The following is an 18,826-nucleotide window of genomic DNA, read 5'->3' as shown; positions in this document are numbered from 1 at the left end:
CTGGAATGGCCTGGAAACGTGCCGCGGTGGCCTGATTCTTAGCGCTGAAATGGCCGACTTAAAGTTGACGGAACACAACAAACCACGGCCCGGTCCGCACCAGAAATCTGCCCCCAAGTAGATCGCAATGAGGGACCGTTCAGAGCGGTCAAAAGGGCCCTGCTGCCAGCCAGATGGGTGCCGGGCGCACGCCCCGTGTGGACGAGGTCCTTAGGCGAGCGCCGCGGCCAGCGCCTTGGCGAGCCACTCCCGGTAGGCCGGCACGGTCCAGCCGGCGTCCTGCACCAGGGACCGGTAGGCCTGCGGATGGCCCAGCGACCAGATGGCTGCGGCCCCCTCGGCGTCGGACATGCCGGAGCGGAGCCCGCCGCGCGCCCGGGCTGCGGCGGCGGCCTCCTCGTACCGCTTGAGCCGCTGCTGGCCGCGGTCCTTTTCCAGCTGTGCCGCCGCGTCATCCACGGCCGCGGCCCGGGCGATGACGGCGTTGATCCCGGCGGTGCGCGGATGGACCTCGACGAACCAGTCCGCCAGCATATTCACTAGGGCACCGAAGTCGGCAGCTTGGCGGGTGCGCTCCCGCATGAAGTCCAGCACGCCGGCCTGCGCCCCGGGCCCCGCGGCGGCGCTGTCCAGCACGGCCGAGAGCAGCGCGGCCTTGTTGCCCACCGAGTTGTAGACCGTCTGGACGGCCACCCCGCTCTCAGCGGCGATCCCGTCGATGGTGGTGCGGACGTACCCGTCGGCGGCGAACAGCCGGCCGGCCGCCGCCACGATGGCGTCCCTAGTGCCGGCCGCTTGGATCGTCCGTCGCGTGGTCTTCTCCATGAAATTAGACTATCGCTCCACTCACTGGAACGGTATTCTAATGAGTAAGAACAAGGGAATGCGCTCAGCAAGGAGCCGGCCATGAACCAGAACAACCAGCAGCTTGATGCCGTCGTGATCGGCGCGGGCCAGGCCGGCCTCGCCGCCGGCTACCACCTCGCCCGGACGAAACTGCGGTTCGAGATCCTCGAGGGCAGCCCGCGGGTGGGCGATCTCTGGCGCCGCCGCTGGGATTCCCTGCGCCTGTTCACCCCCGCCCAGCACGACGGCCTCCCCGGCCTGCCCTTCCCGGCGGCGCGGAACACCTTTCCGGGCAAGGAGGACTTCGCCGCCTACCTCGAGAGCTACGTAAAGACATACACCCTGCCGGTGCGGACCGGTGTCCGGGTAGAGCGTGTCACCCGGGCCGGCGCCGGGTTCGCCGTCGACACCCCCAGCGGCACCGTGCGGGCCCGCAACGTCATCGTGGCCACCGGAGCCAACGCACTCCCCCGCCTTCCGGACGCCGCCGCCGGGCTGGACTCCGCCATCCACCAGCTGCACGGCTCGCAGTACCGCAGCCCGGCGGACGTCCCCGCGGGCGACGTGCTGGTGGTGGGCGCGGGAACCTCCGGCGCGGAAATTGCCCTGGAACTCTCAAAAAGCCACCGGGTGCTTTTGTCGGGCCGGCCCACCCCGCACATTCCCGACCCCGTTCTCCGCTACGCCGGCGGGGCCTACTGGGGGTTTATCCACTCGGTCCTGACGCTGCGCACCCCGGTCGGGCGCAAGGTCGCGGCACGCTTCCACGACCGCGGCGCACCCCTGATCCGGATCTCCACGAAGGACCTGGAACGTGCCGGTGTGGTCCGGGTGCCGCGGCTCACGGGCACCGTGGACGGCCAGCCCACGTTCGACGGCGGCACGTCCGACGGCAGTTACGACGGCGGCACTCCCGCCCGCCTGCGGACCGTCATCTGGGCCACCGGCTACCGCCCGGACCTGGACTGGATCGACGGGCTGCAGCTGGCGCCGTCGGGCTGGCCGGAAACCCAGAGAGGCGCCGTTCCCGGCATTCCTGGGCTGCACTTCGTCGGGATGCCGTTCCAGTACGCCCTCACTTCGGGCCTGATCGGCGGCGTGGACCGGGACGCGGCGTACGTGGTCACGCAGATAGCAAAGCGTACGCCGGACCCGTCAGTAGTTGCGCCGGTGCTTCAGCCTGGGGATGGTGACGGCGAAGACCGCGGCGGCAGCGAAGCCCAGCACACCGGTGGCAGCCACCCCGGCCCCGAGCGAGGCGACGGCGGTCACGCCTGAGAGTAGCACCGGGCCGCCGGTGGCCCCGGCGTCGGCCATGAACCGCCAGATGCCCAGGAACTGGCCGCGGCCGTTGTCGGGTGAGAAGTCGGCTCCCAGGGTCATATTCAGGCCCGAGCTGATGCCGTTGCCGAAGCCGATCAGCAGCGCCGCGAGCAGCAGGCCCACGAAGCCGGTGCTGAGCGGGATCAGCAGCATGGCCGTGCCCATGATGAGCGTCGACGGGATGGCCACCCACTGCCTGCCCTTGCGGTCCATCAGCCGGCCGGCCGGGTAGAAGACCAGCATGTCGATGGCGCCGGAAAGCCCGTAGATGAGCGAGGCCTGCGTCGCGTCCATCCCGAGGTGTTCGGCCCAGAGCGGGATCACCACCTGCCGGGACGCACGCAGAGCGCTGAGCAGCAGCACCCCCATGCCCACGGTGAGGAAGACCCCGGCGTGGGAGCGGGCGACGCTGCGCATCGTGGCCCGCTGGACGGGGACGCCGTGCTCGGGTGCGGGCGTCGCCACGAGGTCCGGGATGGTCACGGACAGGGCCGCGGCAGCGACCATGGCGACGACGCCCACCCAGTAGGCGCCGGTGATGCCGGCGAACTGCATCACGGCCGCGCCGATGAAGGGGCCGATGAAGATCCCGATCCGGTTGACCCCGCCGAGCGTGGACAGGGCCCGTGCCCGGAGCATCACCGGCACCGCCTCGGTCAGGTACTTCTGCCGGGCCAGGCTGAAGACGCTCGCGGCCATGCCGACGACGAGCATCGCCGCGGCGAGCAGCCAGAGACCTTCGGGCACCAGCGGGGCCAGTGCCGCGGCGGCGAGGGCGACGGCGCTGGCCGCCGCGGCGGAGACGATGGCCCAGCGTTCGCCGAACTTCAGCGTGATCAGCGAGGCGGGGAGGTTGAAGAACCAGGAGCCAAGGCCGATCAGGGTGACCACCAGGGCGGCGACGGCCACGGAGGCGCCGAGGTCGCGGGCGGACAGTGCCACCACGGGCAGGATCGCGCCCTCGCCGATGCTGAACAGCAGGGCCGGGCCGAAGGCGGGGACGGCGATGCTGCGGAGGCTGAAGGCGGCTTGGCGTGTGGTTGTCATCCCCTTCATCCTAGGACCGGCGGCGCGCCGGGGCGCTCAGGCCGGCAGAATACCCGAACGGCTCAGCAGCGCCCGTGTCTTCGGATGCTGCGGGGCCGTGAAGATCCGGCTGGGCGGCCCTTCTTCCACAATGACCCCCTGGTCCATGACAACGATGCGGTCGGCGATGTCCCGGGCGAACTGCATCTCATGGGTCACGATCACCATCGTGGTGCCCTGCTGGGCGATTTTCTTGATGACCGCAAGAACCTCGCCCACAAGCTCCGGATCCAGCGCGGACGTCGGCTCATCGAAGAGCATGACACTTGGCTCCATGGCCAGGGCACGGGCAATGGCCACCCGTTGCTTCTGGCCGCCCGAGAGCTTGCTGGGGTAGTTGTCCATCTTGTCCCCCAGTCCCACCATTTCGAGGTTGGGGACGGCAATTTCCCTGGCCTCGGCAGCAGAGAGCTTCTTAACGTCGCGCAGCGGCGCCATCACGTTCCCCAGCGCCGTTTTGTTCAGGAACAGATTGAAGTGCTGGAAGACGAAGCCGATGTCGGTTCGCTTCTGGGCCGTGACGGACGCTTTCTCGGCGATCAGTTCCCCGTCGCGTTCCTCGTAGCCGATCAGGTGGCCGTTGACGTAGATGCGCCCCGCATCGATAGTCTCAAGTTTGTTGACGCAGCGCAGCAGGGTGCTTTTGCCGGATCCGCTGGAGCCCAGGATGGCAATGGTTTCGCCGCGGTGGACCACAAGGTCCACGCCCTTGAGTACTTCCACCCTTTTCTGCACGTGGGGTTTGCCGGTAAGCCTTTGCCACAAGGTGGGCCTCGTGTCGGAGACAAAGGTCTTGTGGACGTCGCGGACGTCAATAATGGTCTCGTCAGCCACTGGCCCGTGCCTTTCGTTCAAGCACAACCACGACGCGCGAGAGTGGCAGGCTGATGATCAGATAGAGAATGGCCGCTGCGGTATAGATCGCGGTGGTCTGGAATGTCTGGCTGTTGAGGATGTTGGCGGTCTTCAGGATCTCGGTCACGGCAATCACGGAAGTCAGTGCGGTGTCCTTGATCATGGCAATGAAGTAGTTACCGATCGGACCCATGGAGACCACAAAGGACTGGGGAATGACCACTTTCCACAGGGTCTTGCTGGGCGTGTAGCCCAGGGACAGTGCGGCTTCGGTCTGGCCGTGCTCCACGGAGAGGATTGCGGAGCGAAAGACCTCAGACAGGTAAGCGGCGTAATTCAGGCCCAGGCCCAGGATGCCGGCCGGCACCGGATCGATGCTCACGCCGATGCTGGGAAGCACGAAGAAGATGTAGACCAACTGCACCAGCAACGGAGTGCCGCGGATGACCTCCAGGTAGACCGTGGCAATGCCTCGAAGGATTTTGATCGAGGAGATGCGCGCCAGCGCAACCAGCAGCCCCAGCACGAGGGCAATGGCCATGGCGCCGAGCGCCAGTTGGACGACGACGGGTACGGCCTGCAGGAGGGCCGGGAACACCGCCAGGGTGTTTTTAACAAAGTCCACTGAGAATCCCTAAGTTAGGGTCGGGCAGGGCCGGCGGGCAGTGCGATCACACTGCCCGCCGACCCTGCATGAATCTGGAACCTATTTGGCCACGTTGGCTTCGCCCAGCCCGTACTTCTTGAGGATCTCGAGGTACTTGGGTGTCTTCTTCAGGTCTGCCAGCCCGGAGTTCAGGTCCTGCAGCAGCTGCGAATCCTCTTTGCGCACGCCGGCACCGATGATGCCCGGGTAGTAGGGCTCGTAGGGTGAGACGAGCTTTAGCTTGGGGTTCGGCTTCTGGACCAGGCTGTAGCCGATCACGGCGCTGTCGGTGAAGACCGCATCAACCTGTTTGTTTTCCACGGCCGCGAGCAGGGCAGCCTGCGAGTCGAACAGCTTGACCTGGCTGCCGCCCAGGCTGTCAACGAGGTCCTTGAACACGGTGCCGGTCTGTGCGCCGAGGATCTTGCCTTTTACGTCGTCGCGAGATGCGAGCGTTGAATCGGCCGGGACCACCATCGCTTCGCCTTCGGTGTACCAGGGGTCGGTGAAGTTGATCTGCTTCTTCCGGTCATCGGTGATGTACATGGCATCGACGATCGCGTCGGCCTTCTTGGCGTTCAGCGCCGCGATGAGGGTCGCATACTCGGAGGTGAAGACCTTGATCTTCCAGCCCTTCGCTTCGGCGATGGCGTTGATCATCTCCCCGTCGATGCCTTTGAGCTCGCCGGTGGCCTGGTCGGTGAAGGAGAAGGGAGCATCGTTGGACGTTGCGATGGTGATGGTCTTTTGCTCTCCGCCGCTGCTGCTGGCGCCGCCGCCGCCTGAGCCACAGGCTGTCATGGCGAGGGCCACGGCAACGCCCATGGGCACCAAGGCAGCGAAACGCTTGCGGAGGATTTTTGTCTTCTTCATGAGGTGCCTTTTGCTAGGGATGGATTTCTATCGGTTGAAGCGCTCGAGCCTTAGAGTGGCGGTGGCCTTGTGGGCCGCCATTCCTTCGGTGTCGGAGATCGTGGAGACGTAATTCGCCAGCCGCGGAGTGGCACTTTTTTCGACGCGCTGGAAGGTGAGCGGTTTGAGGAACCGGGCTACGGAGAGCCCTGCCGATGAGCGGGCGCCCCCGCCGGTAGGCAGCACATGGTTCGTGCCCGAGGAGCCCTTGTCCGAGTAAGCCACCGTTGACCACGGCCCCAGGAAGATAGAGCCGTAGTTCTGCAGGTTCTCGTGATAGTACGAGTCGTCCGAGGTCTGGATTTCCAAGTGTTCCGGTGCCAGCAAATCCATAATCCGCACTGCCGTTTCCCGGTCCTCGGCAACGTAGACGGTGCCGTAGTCCCGCCAGGCGGGTCCGGCAATATCTCGGGTGGCCAGCGTCCGCAGCTGCTTATTGATGTGCCGAATGACCTCTTCTCCGAGCTCGTGTGAGGTGGTTACCAGGGACGCCGGCGATTGCGGGCCATGTTCGGCCTGGCCGAGGAGATCAGCGGCCACAAGTTCAGCGTCGGCAGATTCGTCGGCGATCACGGCGACCTCGGACGGGCCGGCCAGCAGGTCGATTCCAACGCGTCCGAAGAGTTGCCGCTTGGCCTCGGTAACGTAGGCGTTCCCTGCGCCGACCAGGATGTCAGCCGGTTGCTCCCCCAGCAGCCCGAAGGCCATGGCGGCCATGGCCTGCACCCCGCCGAGCGCGAACGCCCTGTCCACGCCGGCCAGGTACGCGGCATACAACACTGCGGGGTTACCAACGCCAGAACCGGTTGGCGGCGTGCAGGCCAGGACGTTACGGACGCCCGCGGTCTTGGCGACTCCCACTGTCATGAAGGCGCTGGCAAGAATCGGAAAGCGGCCTGCCGGAAGATAGGCTCCGACGCGTGCCACGGGGACGTACTTTTGTCCGGTGAAGACGCCCGGGATGAGTTCAACTTCAAAATCGGTGAGGTGTTCGCGTTGCTCCGCCGCGAACAGCCTGGTTCGCTCGGCACTGGCCATCAGGGCCTCCCGCAGTTCCGGGGAGAGCAAGTCACCGGTCTTTGCGAGCTCGTTCGGGCTGATCTCCAGGCTTCCACCCTGGTACCCGTCCAGCTCTTGGGCGTACTTGGCGACGGCGTCCATTCCGTTGGTCTCGATCTCACCAAGCATGGCGGACACTGTCGCCACAACTTCGGGAAGCCGTTGGGCCGGAACGTCCTCAACGGCAGGACCCTTGAGGGTGACGAAGTTCCCCGGGATGTGCGCTGTGTCACGTTCGCTTAGGTGCATGAAGTACAAGCTACTGGCGCCCGACTTATGGCACAACGGGACCTGAACAAGTGCCTGATATAGGGTTACCCTATGGCTTGAGTGGCGTATTGCGCGCACGCATCAAGATCGTTCCGCGCCTCAACGTCGGCCTCGAACCTGCAGAATTTCGTTCTGATCCCTAGGGGGAACGATGACGCTCGCGCAACTCCGGGCCTTCCTTGCGGCCTATGAGCTCGGTTCTTTCACGGCCGCGGCAAGAAAGTTGGAAACAAGCCAGGCCTCCGTTTCTGAACTCATCAGCAGGCTCGAACACGAACTTGAGCACAGCCTCTTCATCCGTGGCGGGCGGCGACTCATTCCCACGACGGCGGCTGTTGAGCTGCAGGTGCATGCACTGCAGTCCGTCACGTCGTTCGACAACGGGGTGGAGGCGCTGAAGTCCATGTCGTCGCTGGAAGGAGGCGTCTGCACCTTCGGAGTTCTGCGGTACGGAGCACACTATGACCTTGCCGATCTGGTGCAGCGCTTCCACCGCCGGTATCCCAAGGTGAAGGTGCGCCTGGTGGGATTGAACTCCGTGACCGTTGCCGAGTCTGTGGCGTCGGGTGAAATTGAGGCCGGGCTCATCGTCCTGCCGGTGGCAGAGTCCGGCCTCCAGGTCAGGCCCCTTGTCCGGGACGAAGTCTTTTTCGTGTCGGCGACCCGGCCTCCTTCCCGAGGGCCCATGACAATCGAGGAACTTGCTGAGTCAAAGCTTGTGCTCTACGACGCCTTCGCTGGCTGGCGTGACCCCACCCGCCGGCAGATTTTGGAGCGAGCCCGCCTGAAAGGGCTGAAAATCGAACCGGCCATCGAGGTGGAACACGTCGACACTGCCTTGGGGTTAGTCGCCACGGGGGCCGCGGACACTTTCGTTCCACAAGCTATCGTCAGCGGCCCCGGCTTTCCGAAAAACATCCATGCCGTCCCTTTTGCGGAACCTTTGTACGACACGATCGCGCTGATTCAGCGCGAGGGCGCTTTCCTGTCACCCGCGACACGAAAGATGGCCCAAATGGCCGCCCGTACCCTGCTGTCCAAAGTGGCACCGGGACAAGCCATCGGGCGCACTCTGCACTAGACCCGTCAGCGGGAGCCATTACACGCCACCGGGGCGCTCAGGCATAGAGTGCGTCCGTACCGGACCGTACGTGAGGTTCCGGAGGGCATCTGCCGCGAAGTCGCGGAGCTTCTGCTCCCATGGCGCCCCGCGGAGGTGGTGGATGCCCCGAGTTGTCGGCCCTAGAACTGGCGGGCTAATGCGAGGTAAACAACCGTGGACGTTATGGCAGCGAGGACAGCGAGCCCAGAAAGCTGCGCCATGAACCAAGCTCGTCGCTTTGAGTGCTGACGCAGCTCCTCACGCGCGTACATGTCGTTGATAGTGCTCATCTGATCTCCCCAAACTCAGCGTCACAGCCGTCCTCGGCTGCGCAGGCATCTCGCCCACGCGACTAAGCCTGCGAGATTGGGAATACGTGGGACAGCGTGGAGGGTACTTGTCTTTCTCATCACCGACTACTTGCTGCGCTCGGAAGACCAACCTCGCGGAGTGGGGCGCTCAGGCCTCGAAGTGCGTCCGGATGGTCCCGTCGGTGAGATTCCGGAGGACATCGGCCGCGACGTCACGGAGCTTCTGGTTCCGGTTGCTGGAGACCCGCGTGAGGATGCCCATGGCTTCCTCCTGGGAGCAACGGTTCTGGGCCATGATGACGCCGAAGACCGGGTCGATCGAGGTGCGGTGCTCCATCGCGGCCCTGAGGTCCCCGGCCCGGGACTGTTCTGTCCCGATCCGGACGGCCAGTCGGAGGGATCGGCCGGCGAGGTCGGCAAAGCCGGAGGCCTCGTCGATGATGTCCTGGCTGAAGATCCCGGTGCCGGGGGCGAAGAAGTTCAGGGCAGCGGCCACGTCCGGGCCGATTTCCAAGGGCACACCCAGGGTGCTGCGGCAGCCCTGGGCCGCGAGCTGCTGCTGGTAGGCCGGCCAGCGCGGATCCGTCTCGATGTCGGCGAGCAGCACCACGGACCGGGTCCGCACTCAATCTCGGCGACGGCGATGAGCCTGAAAGCGCTAGGTCATGCAGGTGACGCCGATCTCAAACCAACATCGTTGCCCGTATTTTTTGAAGGACGGAGACGCTTTGCCGTCTGGCCTTGCGCGCGTCGTCACGCACGAAGTACAAGCCGTGCCAAGAGAACCGCATCTCGAAACCTGCCCAATTTAGCCAAGTCGGGCCTATAGGCCAGCATGTGTGCCCAGGTCTCCCAGCATGCTCGGGAGCAGAAGTCAGTATTAAATTGTCGCTGGCGGAGTGATACTCGACAGTGCTTACACCGCGGGCTGGGTGCAAAGAATCGACGCGGGGTGGAATACATAGGTCCTCCCGAAATTCTTCTTAATTACTGGTGCCGCAAGGCCTTGGTTCAGGTTAGATACAAGACCCGTGGGAGCGGACCAGTATGTGATACCTGTCTTTGACGCGTGAGTCACTCGCTGATATGCACGGGCTGCTCCGGCCCCGTGCTCCGCAGGTCTCCGAAAAACGGGTAGCGGACGACGTGGGCAACAGATACGCAGCCGCCGAAGCATAACGTCAGCCCTGTCGTCGTCCTGACAGGCATCCTCACGGTGGACCACTCGAAGTTTATGGATTGTCCTCCCGAGGCAGATTCCTCCGTGTGGCGTGCAAAGCAACGAGGAGGTCCGGTCCGAGCCTTTCTGCCACGCCGTTCATTCCGCCACGCTGTAAACGTCACGCACGAGACTCTCGCGAACCTAACCGCATTGCCGGTCCCGCACGTCGCGTCGGTGAGCCACGCCGAGGTCGCGGCCACGGTGCAAGTCTGCACGCGTTGAACGGGCTGCGGAACCCCGCAAGCCGCGAAAGCGGTGGCCATTGATCGGCGTCGGCCCGGAGACACTACGAAGGCATTTCACCCGACGGCTTGACGGACCGCCAAAAACACGGACGCCACGTCTTCACCCCAAAGGTTCGGGACGTTTGATCAGCCGAAAGGAGGTAGACGTCGCGGGCCTTCATGTATCCACCGGCACCGAACCCGGATACTGGATCCCTGCGGCGATGAAGCGCAGGGAACCGCCGACCCGTCCGCCATCGCAAACTGGGAGGTCGAAGGTGATCGCTCAGGCCTCGAAGTGCGTCCGGACGGTCCCGTCTGTGAGGTTGCGGAGGACGTCGGCCGCAACGTCGCGGAGTTTCTGGTTCCGGTTGCTGGAGACCCGGGTGAGGATTCCCATGGCTTCCTCCTGGGAGCAACGGTTCTGTGCCATGATGACGCCGCAAGCAAGATCGATCGAGGTCCGGTGCTCCATGGCGGCTCTCAGATCCTCGGCCCGGGACTGTTCGGTGCCGATCCGGACGGCCAAGCGGAGGGAGCGGCCGGCGAGGTCGGCGAACCCTGAGGCTTCGTCAATGATGTCCTGGGTGAAGATCCCGGTGCCGGGGGCGAAGAAGTTCAGGGCGGCGGCCGCGTCCGCGCCGATTTCCAGGGGTACGCCGAGGGTGCTGCGGCAGCCGTGGGCCGCGAGCTGCTGCTGGTAGGCCGGCCAGCGCGGATCGGTGGCGACGTCGGCCAGCAGTACCACGGACCGGGTCCGCAGCGCCTCGATGCATGGGCCGTCGCCGAGGCTTTGCTCGATCCGGTCCAGGATCACGGCCCTGGGGCTGCTCCCCGCCACCGTCATGGTCTTCTTGCGGCGCTGCAGCGTCACGCCGCATTCGATCTCAGCGCCGGCGGCGTGGCTTAGCGTGGCCGCAGAGAATTCAGAGAGCTGTCCGAGGAAGTCCTCGACGTTCTCTGTTCCCATCAAGAGGTCCTGCAACTGCAGGAGGGCTTCTTCACCGGCGTTGTTGGTCATGCCTAAATCTAAGTCGGTCCCGCGCGCGAAACAACTTGTCTGCCGCGCGGTAGCATGAAGCTTTGCGAGGGCACCGCGTGTTGCTGTAGGGCCTGTCCAGTGTCGGCGGAGGTGTCATGACGGAAAAGGTGTGGCGCGTAAGTGCCGTTGTCGCCTGCGTCCAAAGCCCCGACGGCGGCCGCGTCGCTGTCCTGCATCTTGATCAGGATGTTCCGGTCATCCTTGTGGGAACGGCCGCGTCCGTCTGGAACAGGCTGGACGGAACCAGGACCGAGACTGAGCTCATCGAAGAGCTGGCCAGCGAGTACGCCACAGAAGCCAGCGCAATCCACGGGGACGTGATGGGCTTGATCCGTGATTTGAGTAGCAGCGGAATGATCACGTCGAGTCCCCGCCAATGGACCCTGTGATGGACGCCGCAGAGACCCTGCACCAGGATGAAGCCGTGCTCCTGGCCACGGCCCTGGTGGACTACGTGGCAGCATCAGCCGATCTTCAGGTCATGTTCATTAAAGGTCCGGCGGCCACCATGATGGGGCTCCGTGAAAATCACGTCTCTGCGGACGTGGACGTCCTGGTCCGCCCGGAGGATCTGGACAGAATAGTCGAGCTGCTGGGCGCAAGAGGCTGGCTCGAACGGCCGTCCGGTGTGTCAGTAGTCCGCCGGTACTCGCACTCTCGGACTCTTTACCATCCGCAATGGAACTGCGATATCGACGTCCACGACAGGTTTCCTGGGATTGAGGCCACACCGGGCAGAGCCTTCGACACGCTCTGGCTCGGCAGGCAATACCTGGTCATGGCGGCCAAAAGTGTGGCCGTTCCTTCCGTCCCTGCCGCGGTAATTTTTCAGGCGCTGCACAGTCTTCGGGCCATGGATGAAATACGCCATCAGCGCGAGTACTCAGGGCTACTCGAGCGGGTGGATTCCAGCATGCACCAGGACGTTTTGGATCTCGCCGTGGAGCTGAAGGCTACGGCGGCGCTGCAACCGCTCCTAGACGACCTGGGCGTGGCAGCTCTGCCGTTTCGGCATGATTCCGTCAGCGAGGAGTGGCGCCACCGTACTTCCGTTCAAGGCACCGGTACCGCCTATCTGGCGGCGCTCATGGAAAGTCCCTGGAGGGCCAAACCCCGAGTGCTAACTCGCGCAATCTTCCCGTCGCGGGCCACCTTGCGGGAGCGCAACCTTCAGCTTGACAACTCCGTTACCGGGCTGCTCAGGGCACACCTTGCGCGCTGGCGCCGCGGAGTGGCTGGCCTTCCAGCAGCAGCCCGGAAGATCCGGGATTCAAGCCGAGGCTAGCTGTCCTCCCTAAACGTACCCGTCTACAATCGCGGCAGCGATCTCCTTGTAGGCGCGCCGGGTCTCCGGGCGCAGCACGTCCAGGGTAACCAGGTCCCCGTCCGCCACGCCGCGGTCATGAGGTACGGCGATAAGCTGCCGGCAGATGCCGGACAGGTGGTCCTCGATCGCGTCCTTGTCGACCCTCGAGGAGACTTCGTCCTTGTCCGTGATGACCACGACCGCGTTGCGTGCAAGTTCCTCGTAGCCGTGGCCGGCCAGCCAGTGCAGGGTGCTGCGGGCTCGCTTGGCGCCGCTGACTGCATAGCCCGCCGCGATGATGAGGTTGTCCGCGGACTGCAGGATACCGCTCATGGCGTTGTGGGTGACACCGGTCCCGCAGTCAGTGAGGGCCACCGAATAGTAGCCGGAGATGAGCTTGCGGATCCGCAGGTATTCCTCGGCCGTCAGGGAGTCCGAGACCTCGGGATCCTGTTCGCCCGCAATCAGGTGCAGCCGGCCCGCGTGGTGCATGTACCGGGCTAGGGCGGTGAGGGAGTCGACGGATTCGATGTTCTTCAGCAGGTCCGTGATGGTGCGCGGGCTCTGCTGCTGGTAGATGCCCTCGCCGAGGGCGCGCTCCACGAGGTCGCCGGAGTCGGGGTTCGCGTCGATGGCGCACGGCGGGTCGCCGCGGTATTCCGCCAGGGTCAGGCCGACGCCGACCGTCGTGGAGGTCTTGCCGATGCCGCCTTTGAGGCTCAGTACGGCGGTGTTGTAGCTGCCTTGGAGCTGGCGGGAAATGCGTCGGGCGAGTTCGTCTTCCTCGCGCTGCCGGGCGCCCGGGCCCAGGTTCAGGCCGCCGCCGGTCATCTTGAAGAGGGCACCCCGGAAACCGCCGACCGGACGCGGCTTCTGCTCGCGGACGAACAGCCCGGGTGAGCTGATGAAATCCGGGGCGGGCGCGGCAAGGGCTGCCGCCCGGCTCTCGGAGCGGCTGGATCGGAGTGGACGGGCTGGCACTGAGGGTGCGATCTCGGGCGCGGCGGGCACGGCCGAACGCGCAGGAGTCAGCGCGTCCGGGTTGGAGGAGGCCGGGTGAACCGGGACCGAGGTAACGGGTTCGCCGTCCTGCGGGGCACGGCTCGGGGCCGCGGGGGCATCCGCCGCGGCGGCAGCTTCGGCCCAGGAGCCGCTGCGGACTGTGCGTGCCGGCGGGCTGTCGACGTCGTCGGGCATGATGGTAGGCATGGTTCCTGTCCGGGGGTCGGAGTCATCGCCGCGGCGGCGGTCACGCCGTCGCCGGAGTTCGGGCTGTTCTGCCTCCGCGGCAGTGCGGGCTGTGTCGTGGTCCACCGGATCGGGCATGTTGGTCCCCCCTGGGACTCACAGCGCAGACCGCTGCGGTGCTCGTATGAATTGGTTCAACCGCAATTCTAGGCGCACACGCAGTGGCAAGCGGACAAGCAAGCATCCGCAAATACCGCTCCCGCTAGTTCAGGGCTATCAGCAGCATCTGGTTGGTGCCGGGAATACAGGTCTGCAGGATCGCCCGGGGGAAGCCCCCGAACACGGCAGAGACGGCGTTCGTGGTAGCGCCCTGGGCAACCTGTCCGCGGCCGGCTGCGGTGTAGGTGCCGAAGCCGGAGATGACCACGGTTTCGCCGACGCCGATTCCCGAGAACCGCGCCCACCCTCCGCAGAAGTCGTGCTCGGTGATGAACAGCGAATAGGCATCCGTGGGCGTGAAGTGGATGGGGCCAATGCACCTGTCCACCATGGCCTGGCCGCCCGCGCCGGCCACGAAGATGGTGCGCACGGCCGGAGCGGCCGGCGCCGTCAGCGCCGGGGCTTCAGGAACCGGAGCGGTGGCCAATGCGGGAACGGGAACGGGGGGACCGGACAGCTTCAGTGTTTCACCCGGGAAGATGAGGCTGTACTCGCCCAGCCCGTTGGCTGAAAGCACGTTAGACATTCAGCCCGAAGCGTGACGCGATGGCGCCGACCGTGTCTCCGGCCACCACAAGGTACTGGTTGGAAACTGCGTCCACTCCGGGCGCCTCCGGAGGAGCCGCCGCCGGAGGTTCAGAAGCCAGACCGCCCACCTCCAGGGGAGCTGCCGGTGGAGGTTCAGCAGCTGCAACCTGGACGGCCGGCGGCTCGGCCGGTGGCTCCCCCACCACCGGCGACGAAGTCTCCGGAGCCGCAAGATCCTGGCCGGCTGTTGTCGTAACGCCGGCCGGTGATTGAAGCGCAAGGGAGGACGCCAGAAGGCATGCGAGCAGCAACGGCCCTGCGGCGATCAGCGATTTGGAGGGGTGTGTCGTCCTGCGGTTGCCCGGGAGACCGTGCTCGTTCGGAACCATCTGCATCAGCCCGCTTCGTGACCAGCGCCAACCGGGGCCTGGCCTTGAGCCGGGCTCAAGACTTCAAGGTGACTGCACACTCACCTAGATGCGGTGGCAGAGGCCCCGAACCCGGCAGAACCCCGGGCAGTTCCGGACTTAGCCTGAGCGTACGAAGCGGAAACGCCGTGCACACGCGTACCGGCTACCCGGCTTTTTCGGTCGGGCCACGTGCATGCTAAGCGGTCTACGCGGTTGATGTGACGTGCTGGGGAGCTGTCGCTAGCGAGGCGTCAGGGCCAGAACGACGACGACGACCGTCGTCACGGCGAGGATCAGGAGGCCGGTGTACGCCCACCATTTGGGCCGGTTGCGGTGCGGATTGATGTCGACGTACGGCAAAGCTAGGGCACCTGTCGTTGGATAACGGACGTTTGCCGCCTGCGCCTGAAGCGAAGGATCACGTAGAAAACCGCGGAGAGAAGAACCAAGCTTCCCAACAGAATGCACAGGGCAAGAACGTAGCCGGGCAGAGACACAGGTGAAACCTCCTGGGAGCAGCGTCATCAATGACGCGCGCCTTGGGATCCCCATCCCCCGGGCGAGCTGAGCGCTAGCGGGATTGGACCCTGGGTTGCGGATCCTCCACGAGGTTACTCACGGGTCAGCTGAGTTGTCCATCTGACGCGCCCAATCCCCTGCCCGGGACATCACTGGCGGGCGCGGGTCTCCTGAAGGCGTTTGATAAACCAGCGGGACTGTTCCGGCCCATACGGCAGGATCGGGATGGCCTTGGTGGCGTCATCCGGGGTCTCCCGCGTCGCCTGGGTGGCCTGCCGCACCGCCGTGGTCATGGTGTTGGCCATGGTCTTCACGAACTGGTCGCTGCACGGTTCCCCGTGCCCCGGAATCAGGAATTCATACCGGTGGCGGAGCGCGGAGACATGCCGGAGGACGTCTGCCCACTCTTCGGGATACGAATCTTCGAAGGACGGGTGTGAACCCTGCTCCACCAGGTCGCCGGCGTAGAGGGTCGTGGCCGTGCCTACTAGGAGATCGCCGTCAGTGTGTCCGAGGCCCAGGTAAAAGAGCGTGACGGTCTGGCCGCCAAGATCCACGAGAACGGGCTGGTCCTTCACAATTAAGTTGGGGACTACCAGCTCCACGTTGGAGCCCTCGCCCGTTGCCATTTCAGGCTCATCGGCGCCTACGGCGCGGCGCTGCGAGTCGCCGTTCTCCTCGATTTCGGCGGCGCAGTTCTCGTGCGCCCAGAACTCGGTGACGCCAGCCTCGGCGAACACCGCGTTGCCGAAGAAATGGTCGTAATGGGCGTGTGTGTTGACCACGACGAGTGGCGACTGGGTCTTTTCACGAACGGCGTCAAGAATCTCGCGTCCCTGCCGGGGTCCGCCGCCGGTGTCGATCACCATGGCGCGTTCGGTACCGACAACCAGGCCGGTGTTGAGCAGGGAACCTTGGGTGGTCAGGACGTAGTTGTCCGGGCCGACCTCGAGCCATCGTGACATTGAATCTCCGTATTCCGGCGTTGCTCCGGCGTCGTTGGTGCGATGTTCTGCCCTCGATTGTACCCACCGGAGCTGGCCGGAAGCTGGCAGGAAGGACCATGCGGAAGGTCTTATCCCCGGGTGTCCCCGCGCGGCCCTCGTCGGCTCCAGAGATCCGCCAGCACCGAAACCGCGTTTTCGAACGGGTCAGTCAAGAAGGGGCAAGGACTGTCGGAAATGACTACGGCTTGCGCGGGCCTTGCGGTCGCGTTCCGCGGCGGGATTTGGCTCGGGTTCAGTAGAGCCAACTTGGCCAGTGGACAGAATGACAGCGATCATTCCTGCACGACAACTCACGGCATTTCTCCGACCGGACCTGCCACTCTTGGCGAATCTGACGACACCGGCTGCACAGGTCACCCGTGGCTGGGAACTACCTCAATGACAGGCCCGGAAGAGCCTAAAGGACGACATCGCCGTGGTGGGGTCGACGACCAAGCCTACGCTCTCGCTGAGAGCCTCTCCGCCCATGCAACCCGCCAAGGGTTAGTAGGCCAAAGGCGTCGGCCCCACGGGAGAGGTATCTTATCGAACGCTACTTGGATGACTCGTACAGCTCGTGGACCCTAAGCATGGCGGCTATGTCATGCTCGCGGTTCTCCTCGCCCTTGCACCGAACCAGGAATGTGGACGTCAGGCTCCCGGAGTCCAGGCGGGCAAGGTCGCCGCTGGTGAGCACATCCGCGCGCTCCACTGACTGAGGCCTGGCGCCGGCGCGAAGCATTGAACCACCTAGGGCCATGTCATCTATCAGGTCAAACTCCCACTCGGGGTCTGTGGCCGCGTACTCCACAAGGTCGCGGCTAAGCAGGATCGTCGATCCAGTTATAAACTCCAGACCCTGGGCTTTCCACACGGCACCTCCGTAATAGCCGCGATCGGGTATGTTTTGCACGAAGTCCCGCAACCCGTGCAAGTCGACGTAGGTGGATGAATTCGTCCGCAGGATGTAGTCAAAGTCCCGCGTGTCCAGAAGATGCCGGAACGCCGCCACCGTCTTGGCATTGGTCATCAGGTACGTCTCGGGCACATGAGTCCGGATTGCACGCCCTTCGACCGTGACATTACGGCCAGCGGCCCACCCGCCCGCCTTGTGGCGGAATGCCTTCAGTGCGCCGTTGGCCCGGACGATTCCAAGCCCCTTGCTGATGACACGGATGATCGCCCGCGCCATGCCGCCATTGACTCCGTGCAGCCACAGGACAGGAACATCTCCACCCGCGCGAGCCCACGTTCCCCGCTGCCCTTTTTCCTCGATGGCCCGCCATGGGTCCGCATCGAGAGCGAGCACGACGACCAAAACTTCTTTTTCCCCATTCATGCCACAATGCTAACGGTCAGCGAGACCAGAGATTGGCTTCGAGGTAGCGAAGCTTCGCGCGAAGCCAACAGCCTGGGCGGAAAGAACCTCGGCGGAAAGGCTGAAATCCATTGACATCCGCTAGCCCAGCCGTCGCAAGAGGGCCGGCGCTGCTAAGGAGCCGGATGCGCCGGATTTGACCCGACGCGGCCCGCCCTATGAAACCGGGGTCCGGAAGCAGTGCCAGACTGCAGAAAATAGAAGCGGCGGACACTGAATTATCCGATGCAAGCGGTCTGTTTCGATTCCGTTCTGATGTGGTGGCCGCCAACTCTGTTTCCTCTCCGCCTCCGGCGCCCCAAGTCGGCCACGGTACAGTCAGCCACAGTGCGATTCCCCTCATGGCACGATTAGCCCATGACAAAAACCTTGCGCTTCTCTGTGCCTGCCCTTCTGAGTACGCGAGGTGCTGGATTCGGTAACGAGGTCATTGCCTGGGGGAAAGCATTTATCGGCGCCCAGGAACTCGGACTCCGGACGCTGCACCCCGCGTGGTCCATGAATCAGCGCCCCTACCGTCACGACTTTGGCACCAGCCTGCTTGACTGGCCTGCGCACAAAGTGCTTCGCAGAGCGTTGCCCTCCATTACGGTAGATGGCTCTATGGCGTCCACCCACGACGATTACGCCGATGTGATGCGTACTCTTGCCGAGCGAGTGGCACGGAAGAGAGGGCCGCTCGTCCTGGTTCACACTTCGGGAATGTCGGGGGGGTATTACGGCATCCGAGGGGCCCGAGACTTCCTGCGCACCGCCGTCGAAAGTCCGGCGCATGTGGCTGGCGACACGTACCGGATCCGGCAACGCTTGAGCCCTGAGAAACTGACCGTCGCACTCCACATCCGAGCCGGGGACTTCGCAGACAACAACGGCGGCCCACAGCCAGGACAGTTCAACACGATGCTGCCAATCGAGTGGTACGCCGCCACAGGGGAAAACCTCCGTGCCGCATTCCGGCATAACATCGATTTTGTCATCTTCACAGACGATGAGCGCAACCCCGGCATCGTTTCGCTAGCAAAGGAACTCAAAGCGGTCCCATTGCCTGACAGGGCACGTCCACTCCTATCCGATATCCAAACGATGGCGTCCGCTGACCTACTGCTTTGCTCAGTGTCCAGCCTGTCGATGTTCGCCGCGTTCATCTCCAACAAACCCTACATCTGGTACGGGCCGCACCTTGGTGAGAAAACTGGGTTGCGCAGCATCTGGGGGCACGAGGACACCCAGGCTCAGGGGCTGACGGCCGCCAATGCGGCCGTCTACGAACAAGACCCACTGGTCACGAGGGGCACGGCTGTCATGCAGGACGGCGCCCTAACCCGGGGTTTTCATCAATGTTGGGCTGAGGGGTGTGTTTAAGAGACGAAAAGGTGCTCTGACAAGGGAAAATA

16 protein-coding genes and 1 pseudogene are annotated in these 18,826 nt (G+C 64.5%); 5 read left to right on the top strand and 12 right to left on the bottom strand.

Going from position 1 to position 18,826, the window contains the following annotated elements:
* Positions 1-210: 210 nt before the first annotated feature.
* Entirely contained in the window at positions 211-825 is a 615-nt protein-coding gene (locus BJQ90_RS14315) for a TetR/AcrR family transcriptional regulator (RefSeq protein ID WP_226760917.1), read from the bottom strand.
* Positions 826-906: 81 nt separating this feature from the next.
* Between BJQ90_RS14315 and BJQ90_RS14310 the strand changes: the two are divergent.
* Positions 907-1,824 (top strand): annotated as a pseudogene (locus tag BJQ90_RS14310) (flavin-containing monooxygenase); the annotation flags it as partial.
* A gap of 177 nt (positions 1,825-2,001) precedes the next feature.
* Here the strand turns inward: BJQ90_RS14310 and BJQ90_RS14305 are convergent.
* The 5 genes from BJQ90_RS14305 to hisD all read right to left on the bottom strand — a co-directional run bounded on the left by BJQ90_RS14305 (position 2,002) and on the right by hisD (position 6,976).
* Positions 2,002-3,216: an MFS transporter gene (locus BJQ90_RS14305; protein ID WP_226760916.1), complete on the bottom strand. Its 1,215-nt coding sequence runs from the start codon at positions 3,214-3,216 to the stop codon at positions 2,002-2,004.
* A 36-nt stretch (positions 3,217-3,252) separates the two neighbouring features.
* Entirely contained in the window at positions 3,253-4,020 is a 768-nt protein-coding gene (locus BJQ90_RS14300; protein ID WP_226760918.1) for an amino acid ABC transporter ATP-binding protein, read from the bottom strand.
* Between the two features lie 61 nt (positions 4,021-4,081).
* Positions 4,082-4,735: an amino acid ABC transporter permease gene (locus BJQ90_RS14295; protein ID WP_226760915.1), complete on the bottom strand. Its 654-nt coding sequence runs from the start codon at positions 4,733-4,735 to the stop codon at positions 4,082-4,084.
* An 81-nt stretch (positions 4,736-4,816) separates the two neighbouring features.
* Positions 4,817-5,629: an ABC transporter substrate-binding protein gene (locus BJQ90_RS14290; RefSeq protein ID WP_226760914.1), complete on the bottom strand. Its 813-nt coding sequence runs from the start codon at positions 5,627-5,629 to the stop codon at positions 4,817-4,819.
* Positions 5,630-5,656: 27 nt separating this feature from the next.
* A complete protein-coding gene (gene hisD / locus BJQ90_RS14285; RefSeq protein WP_226760913.1) occupies positions 5,657-6,976 on the bottom strand; it encodes a histidinol dehydrogenase in 1,320 nt (439 codons plus the stop codon).
* 172 nt (positions 6,977-7,148) lie between these two features.
* On the opposite strand from hisD, the gene BJQ90_RS14280 reads away from it, so the two are divergent.
* Positions 7,149-8,078, top strand: a complete 930-nt coding sequence (locus BJQ90_RS14280; RefSeq protein WP_226760912.1) for a LysR family transcriptional regulator — start codon at positions 7,149-7,151, stop codon at positions 8,076-8,078.
* 480 nt (positions 8,079-8,558) lie between these two features.
* Here BJQ90_RS14280 and BJQ90_RS14275 read toward each other — a convergent pair whose 3' ends face one another.
* Positions 8,559-9,035, bottom strand: coding sequence for a GAF and ANTAR domain-containing protein (locus BJQ90_RS14275; protein WP_226760911.1), 477 nt, complete (start codon positions 9,033-9,035; stop codon positions 8,559-8,561).
* A gap of 1,107 nt (positions 9,036-10,142) precedes the next feature.
* Positions 10,143-10,877, bottom strand: coding sequence for a GAF and ANTAR domain-containing protein (locus BJQ90_RS14270; RefSeq protein WP_226760910.1), 735 nt, complete (start codon positions 10,875-10,877; stop codon positions 10,143-10,145).
* Positions 10,878-10,993: 116 nt separating this feature from the next.
* On the opposite strand from BJQ90_RS14270, the gene BJQ90_RS14265 reads away from it, so the two are divergent.
* Both BJQ90_RS14265 and BJQ90_RS14260 read left to right on the top strand, forming a co-directional pair.
* Positions 10,994-11,287 carry a PqqD family protein gene (locus BJQ90_RS14265; RefSeq protein ID WP_226760909.1) on the top strand — a complete coding sequence of 98 codons (294 nt, stop codon included), beginning with the start codon at positions 10,994-10,996 and terminating at the stop codon, positions 11,285-11,287.
* Positions 11,287-12,183 (top strand): nucleotidyltransferase family protein, encoded by an 897-nt coding sequence (locus BJQ90_RS14260; RefSeq protein WP_226760908.1) that lies wholly within the window; start codon positions 11,287-11,289, stop codon positions 12,181-12,183. The genes BJQ90_RS14265 and BJQ90_RS14260 overlap by 1 nt, the downstream gene beginning before the upstream one ends.
* A gap of 9 nt (positions 12,184-12,192) precedes the next feature.
* Here BJQ90_RS14260 and BJQ90_RS14255 read toward each other — a convergent pair whose 3' ends face one another.
* The 4 genes from BJQ90_RS14255 to BJQ90_RS14240 all read right to left on the bottom strand — a co-directional run bounded on the left by BJQ90_RS14255 (position 12,193) and on the right by BJQ90_RS14240 (position 17,393).
* A complete protein-coding gene (locus tag BJQ90_RS14255; RefSeq protein WP_413463689.1) occupies positions 12,193-13,413 on the bottom strand; it encodes a MinD/ParA family protein in 1,221 nt (406 codons plus the stop codon).
* Between the two features lie 241 nt (positions 13,414-13,654).
* A complete protein-coding gene (locus BJQ90_RS22920; protein ID WP_413463688.1) occupies positions 13,655-14,137 on the bottom strand; it encodes a hypothetical protein in 483 nt (160 codons plus the stop codon).
* A gap of 1,080 nt (positions 14,138-15,217) precedes the next feature.
* Positions 15,218-16,033 (bottom strand): MBL fold metallo-hydrolase, encoded by an 816-nt coding sequence (locus BJQ90_RS14245; protein WP_226760906.1) that lies wholly within the window; start codon positions 16,031-16,033, stop codon positions 15,218-15,220.
* A gap of 574 nt (positions 16,034-16,607) precedes the next feature.
* A complete protein-coding gene (locus BJQ90_RS14240; RefSeq protein WP_226760905.1) occupies positions 16,608-17,393 on the bottom strand; it encodes a hypothetical protein in 786 nt (261 codons plus the stop codon).
* Between the two features lie 396 nt (positions 17,394-17,789).
* Between BJQ90_RS14240 and BJQ90_RS14235 the strand changes: the two genes are divergently transcribed.
* The gene (locus BJQ90_RS14235) at positions 17,790-18,794 is read left to right on the top strand and encodes a hypothetical protein (protein ID WP_226760904.1); all 1,005 of its coding nucleotides are present in this window, start codon (positions 17,790-17,792) and stop codon (positions 18,792-18,794) included.
* The last annotated feature ends 32 nt before the right edge of the window (positions 18,795-18,826 follow it).

Origin of the sequence: Arthrobacter sp. SO3 (genome assembly GCF_020532825.1) — a bacterium.
Classification (GTDB): domain Bacteria; phylum Actinomycetota; class Actinomycetes; order Actinomycetales; family Micrococcaceae; genus Arthrobacter.
This window is presented reverse-complemented; position numbering and strand designations above follow the sequence as displayed.

What these genes read in the sequence shown, in the direction of transcription:
- BJQ90_RS14315 (WP_226760917.1), bottom strand. Translation starts at nt 825, where the DNA reads ATGGAGAAGACCACGCGACGGACGATCCAAGCGGCCGGCACTAGGGAC.
- BJQ90_RS14305 (WP_226760916.1), bottom strand. Translation starts at nt 3,216, where the DNA reads ATGACAACCACACGCCAAGCCGCCTTCAGCCTCCGCAGCATCGCCGTC.
- BJQ90_RS14290 (WP_226760914.1), bottom strand. Translation starts at nt 5,629, where the DNA reads ATGAAGAAGACAAAAATCCTCCGCAAGCGTTTCGCTGCCTTGGTGCCC.
- hisD (WP_226760913.1), bottom strand. Translation starts at nt 6,976, where the DNA reads ATGCACCTAAGCGAACGTGACACAGCGCACATCCCGGGGAACTTCGTC.
- BJQ90_RS14280 (WP_226760912.1), top strand. Translation starts at nt 7,149, where the DNA reads ATGACGCTCGCGCAACTCCGGGCCTTCCTTGCGGCCTATGAGCTCGGT.
- BJQ90_RS14270 (WP_226760910.1), bottom strand. Translation starts at nt 10,877, where the DNA reads ATGACCAACAACGCCGGTGAAGAAGCCCTCCTGCAGTTGCAGGACCTC.
- BJQ90_RS14265 (WP_226760909.1), top strand. Translation starts at nt 10,994, where the DNA reads ATGACGGAAAAGGTGTGGCGCGTAAGTGCCGTTGTCGCCTGCGTCCAA.
- BJQ90_RS14260 (WP_226760908.1), top strand. Translation starts at nt 11,287, where the DNA reads ATGGACGCCGCAGAGACCCTGCACCAGGATGAAGCCGTGCTCCTGGCC.
- BJQ90_RS14255 (WP_413463689.1), bottom strand. Translation starts at nt 13,413, where the DNA reads ATGCCTACCATCATGCCCGACGACGTCGACAGCCCGCCGGCACGCACA.
- BJQ90_RS22920 (WP_413463688.1), bottom strand. Translation starts at nt 14,137, where the DNA reads ATGTCTAACGTGCTTTCAGCCAACGGGCTGGGCGAGTACAGCCTCATC.
- BJQ90_RS14245 (WP_226760906.1), bottom strand. Translation starts at nt 16,033, where the DNA reads ATGTCACGATGGCTCGAGGTCGGCCCGGACAACTACGTCCTGACCACC.
- BJQ90_RS14240 (WP_226760905.1), bottom strand. Translation starts at nt 17,393, where the DNA reads ATGAATGGGGAAAAAGAAGTTTTGGTCGTCGTGCTCGCTCTCGATGCG.
- BJQ90_RS14235 (WP_226760904.1), top strand. Translation starts at nt 17,790, where the DNA reads ATGACAAAAACCTTGCGCTTCTCTGTGCCTGCCCTTCTGAGTACGCGA.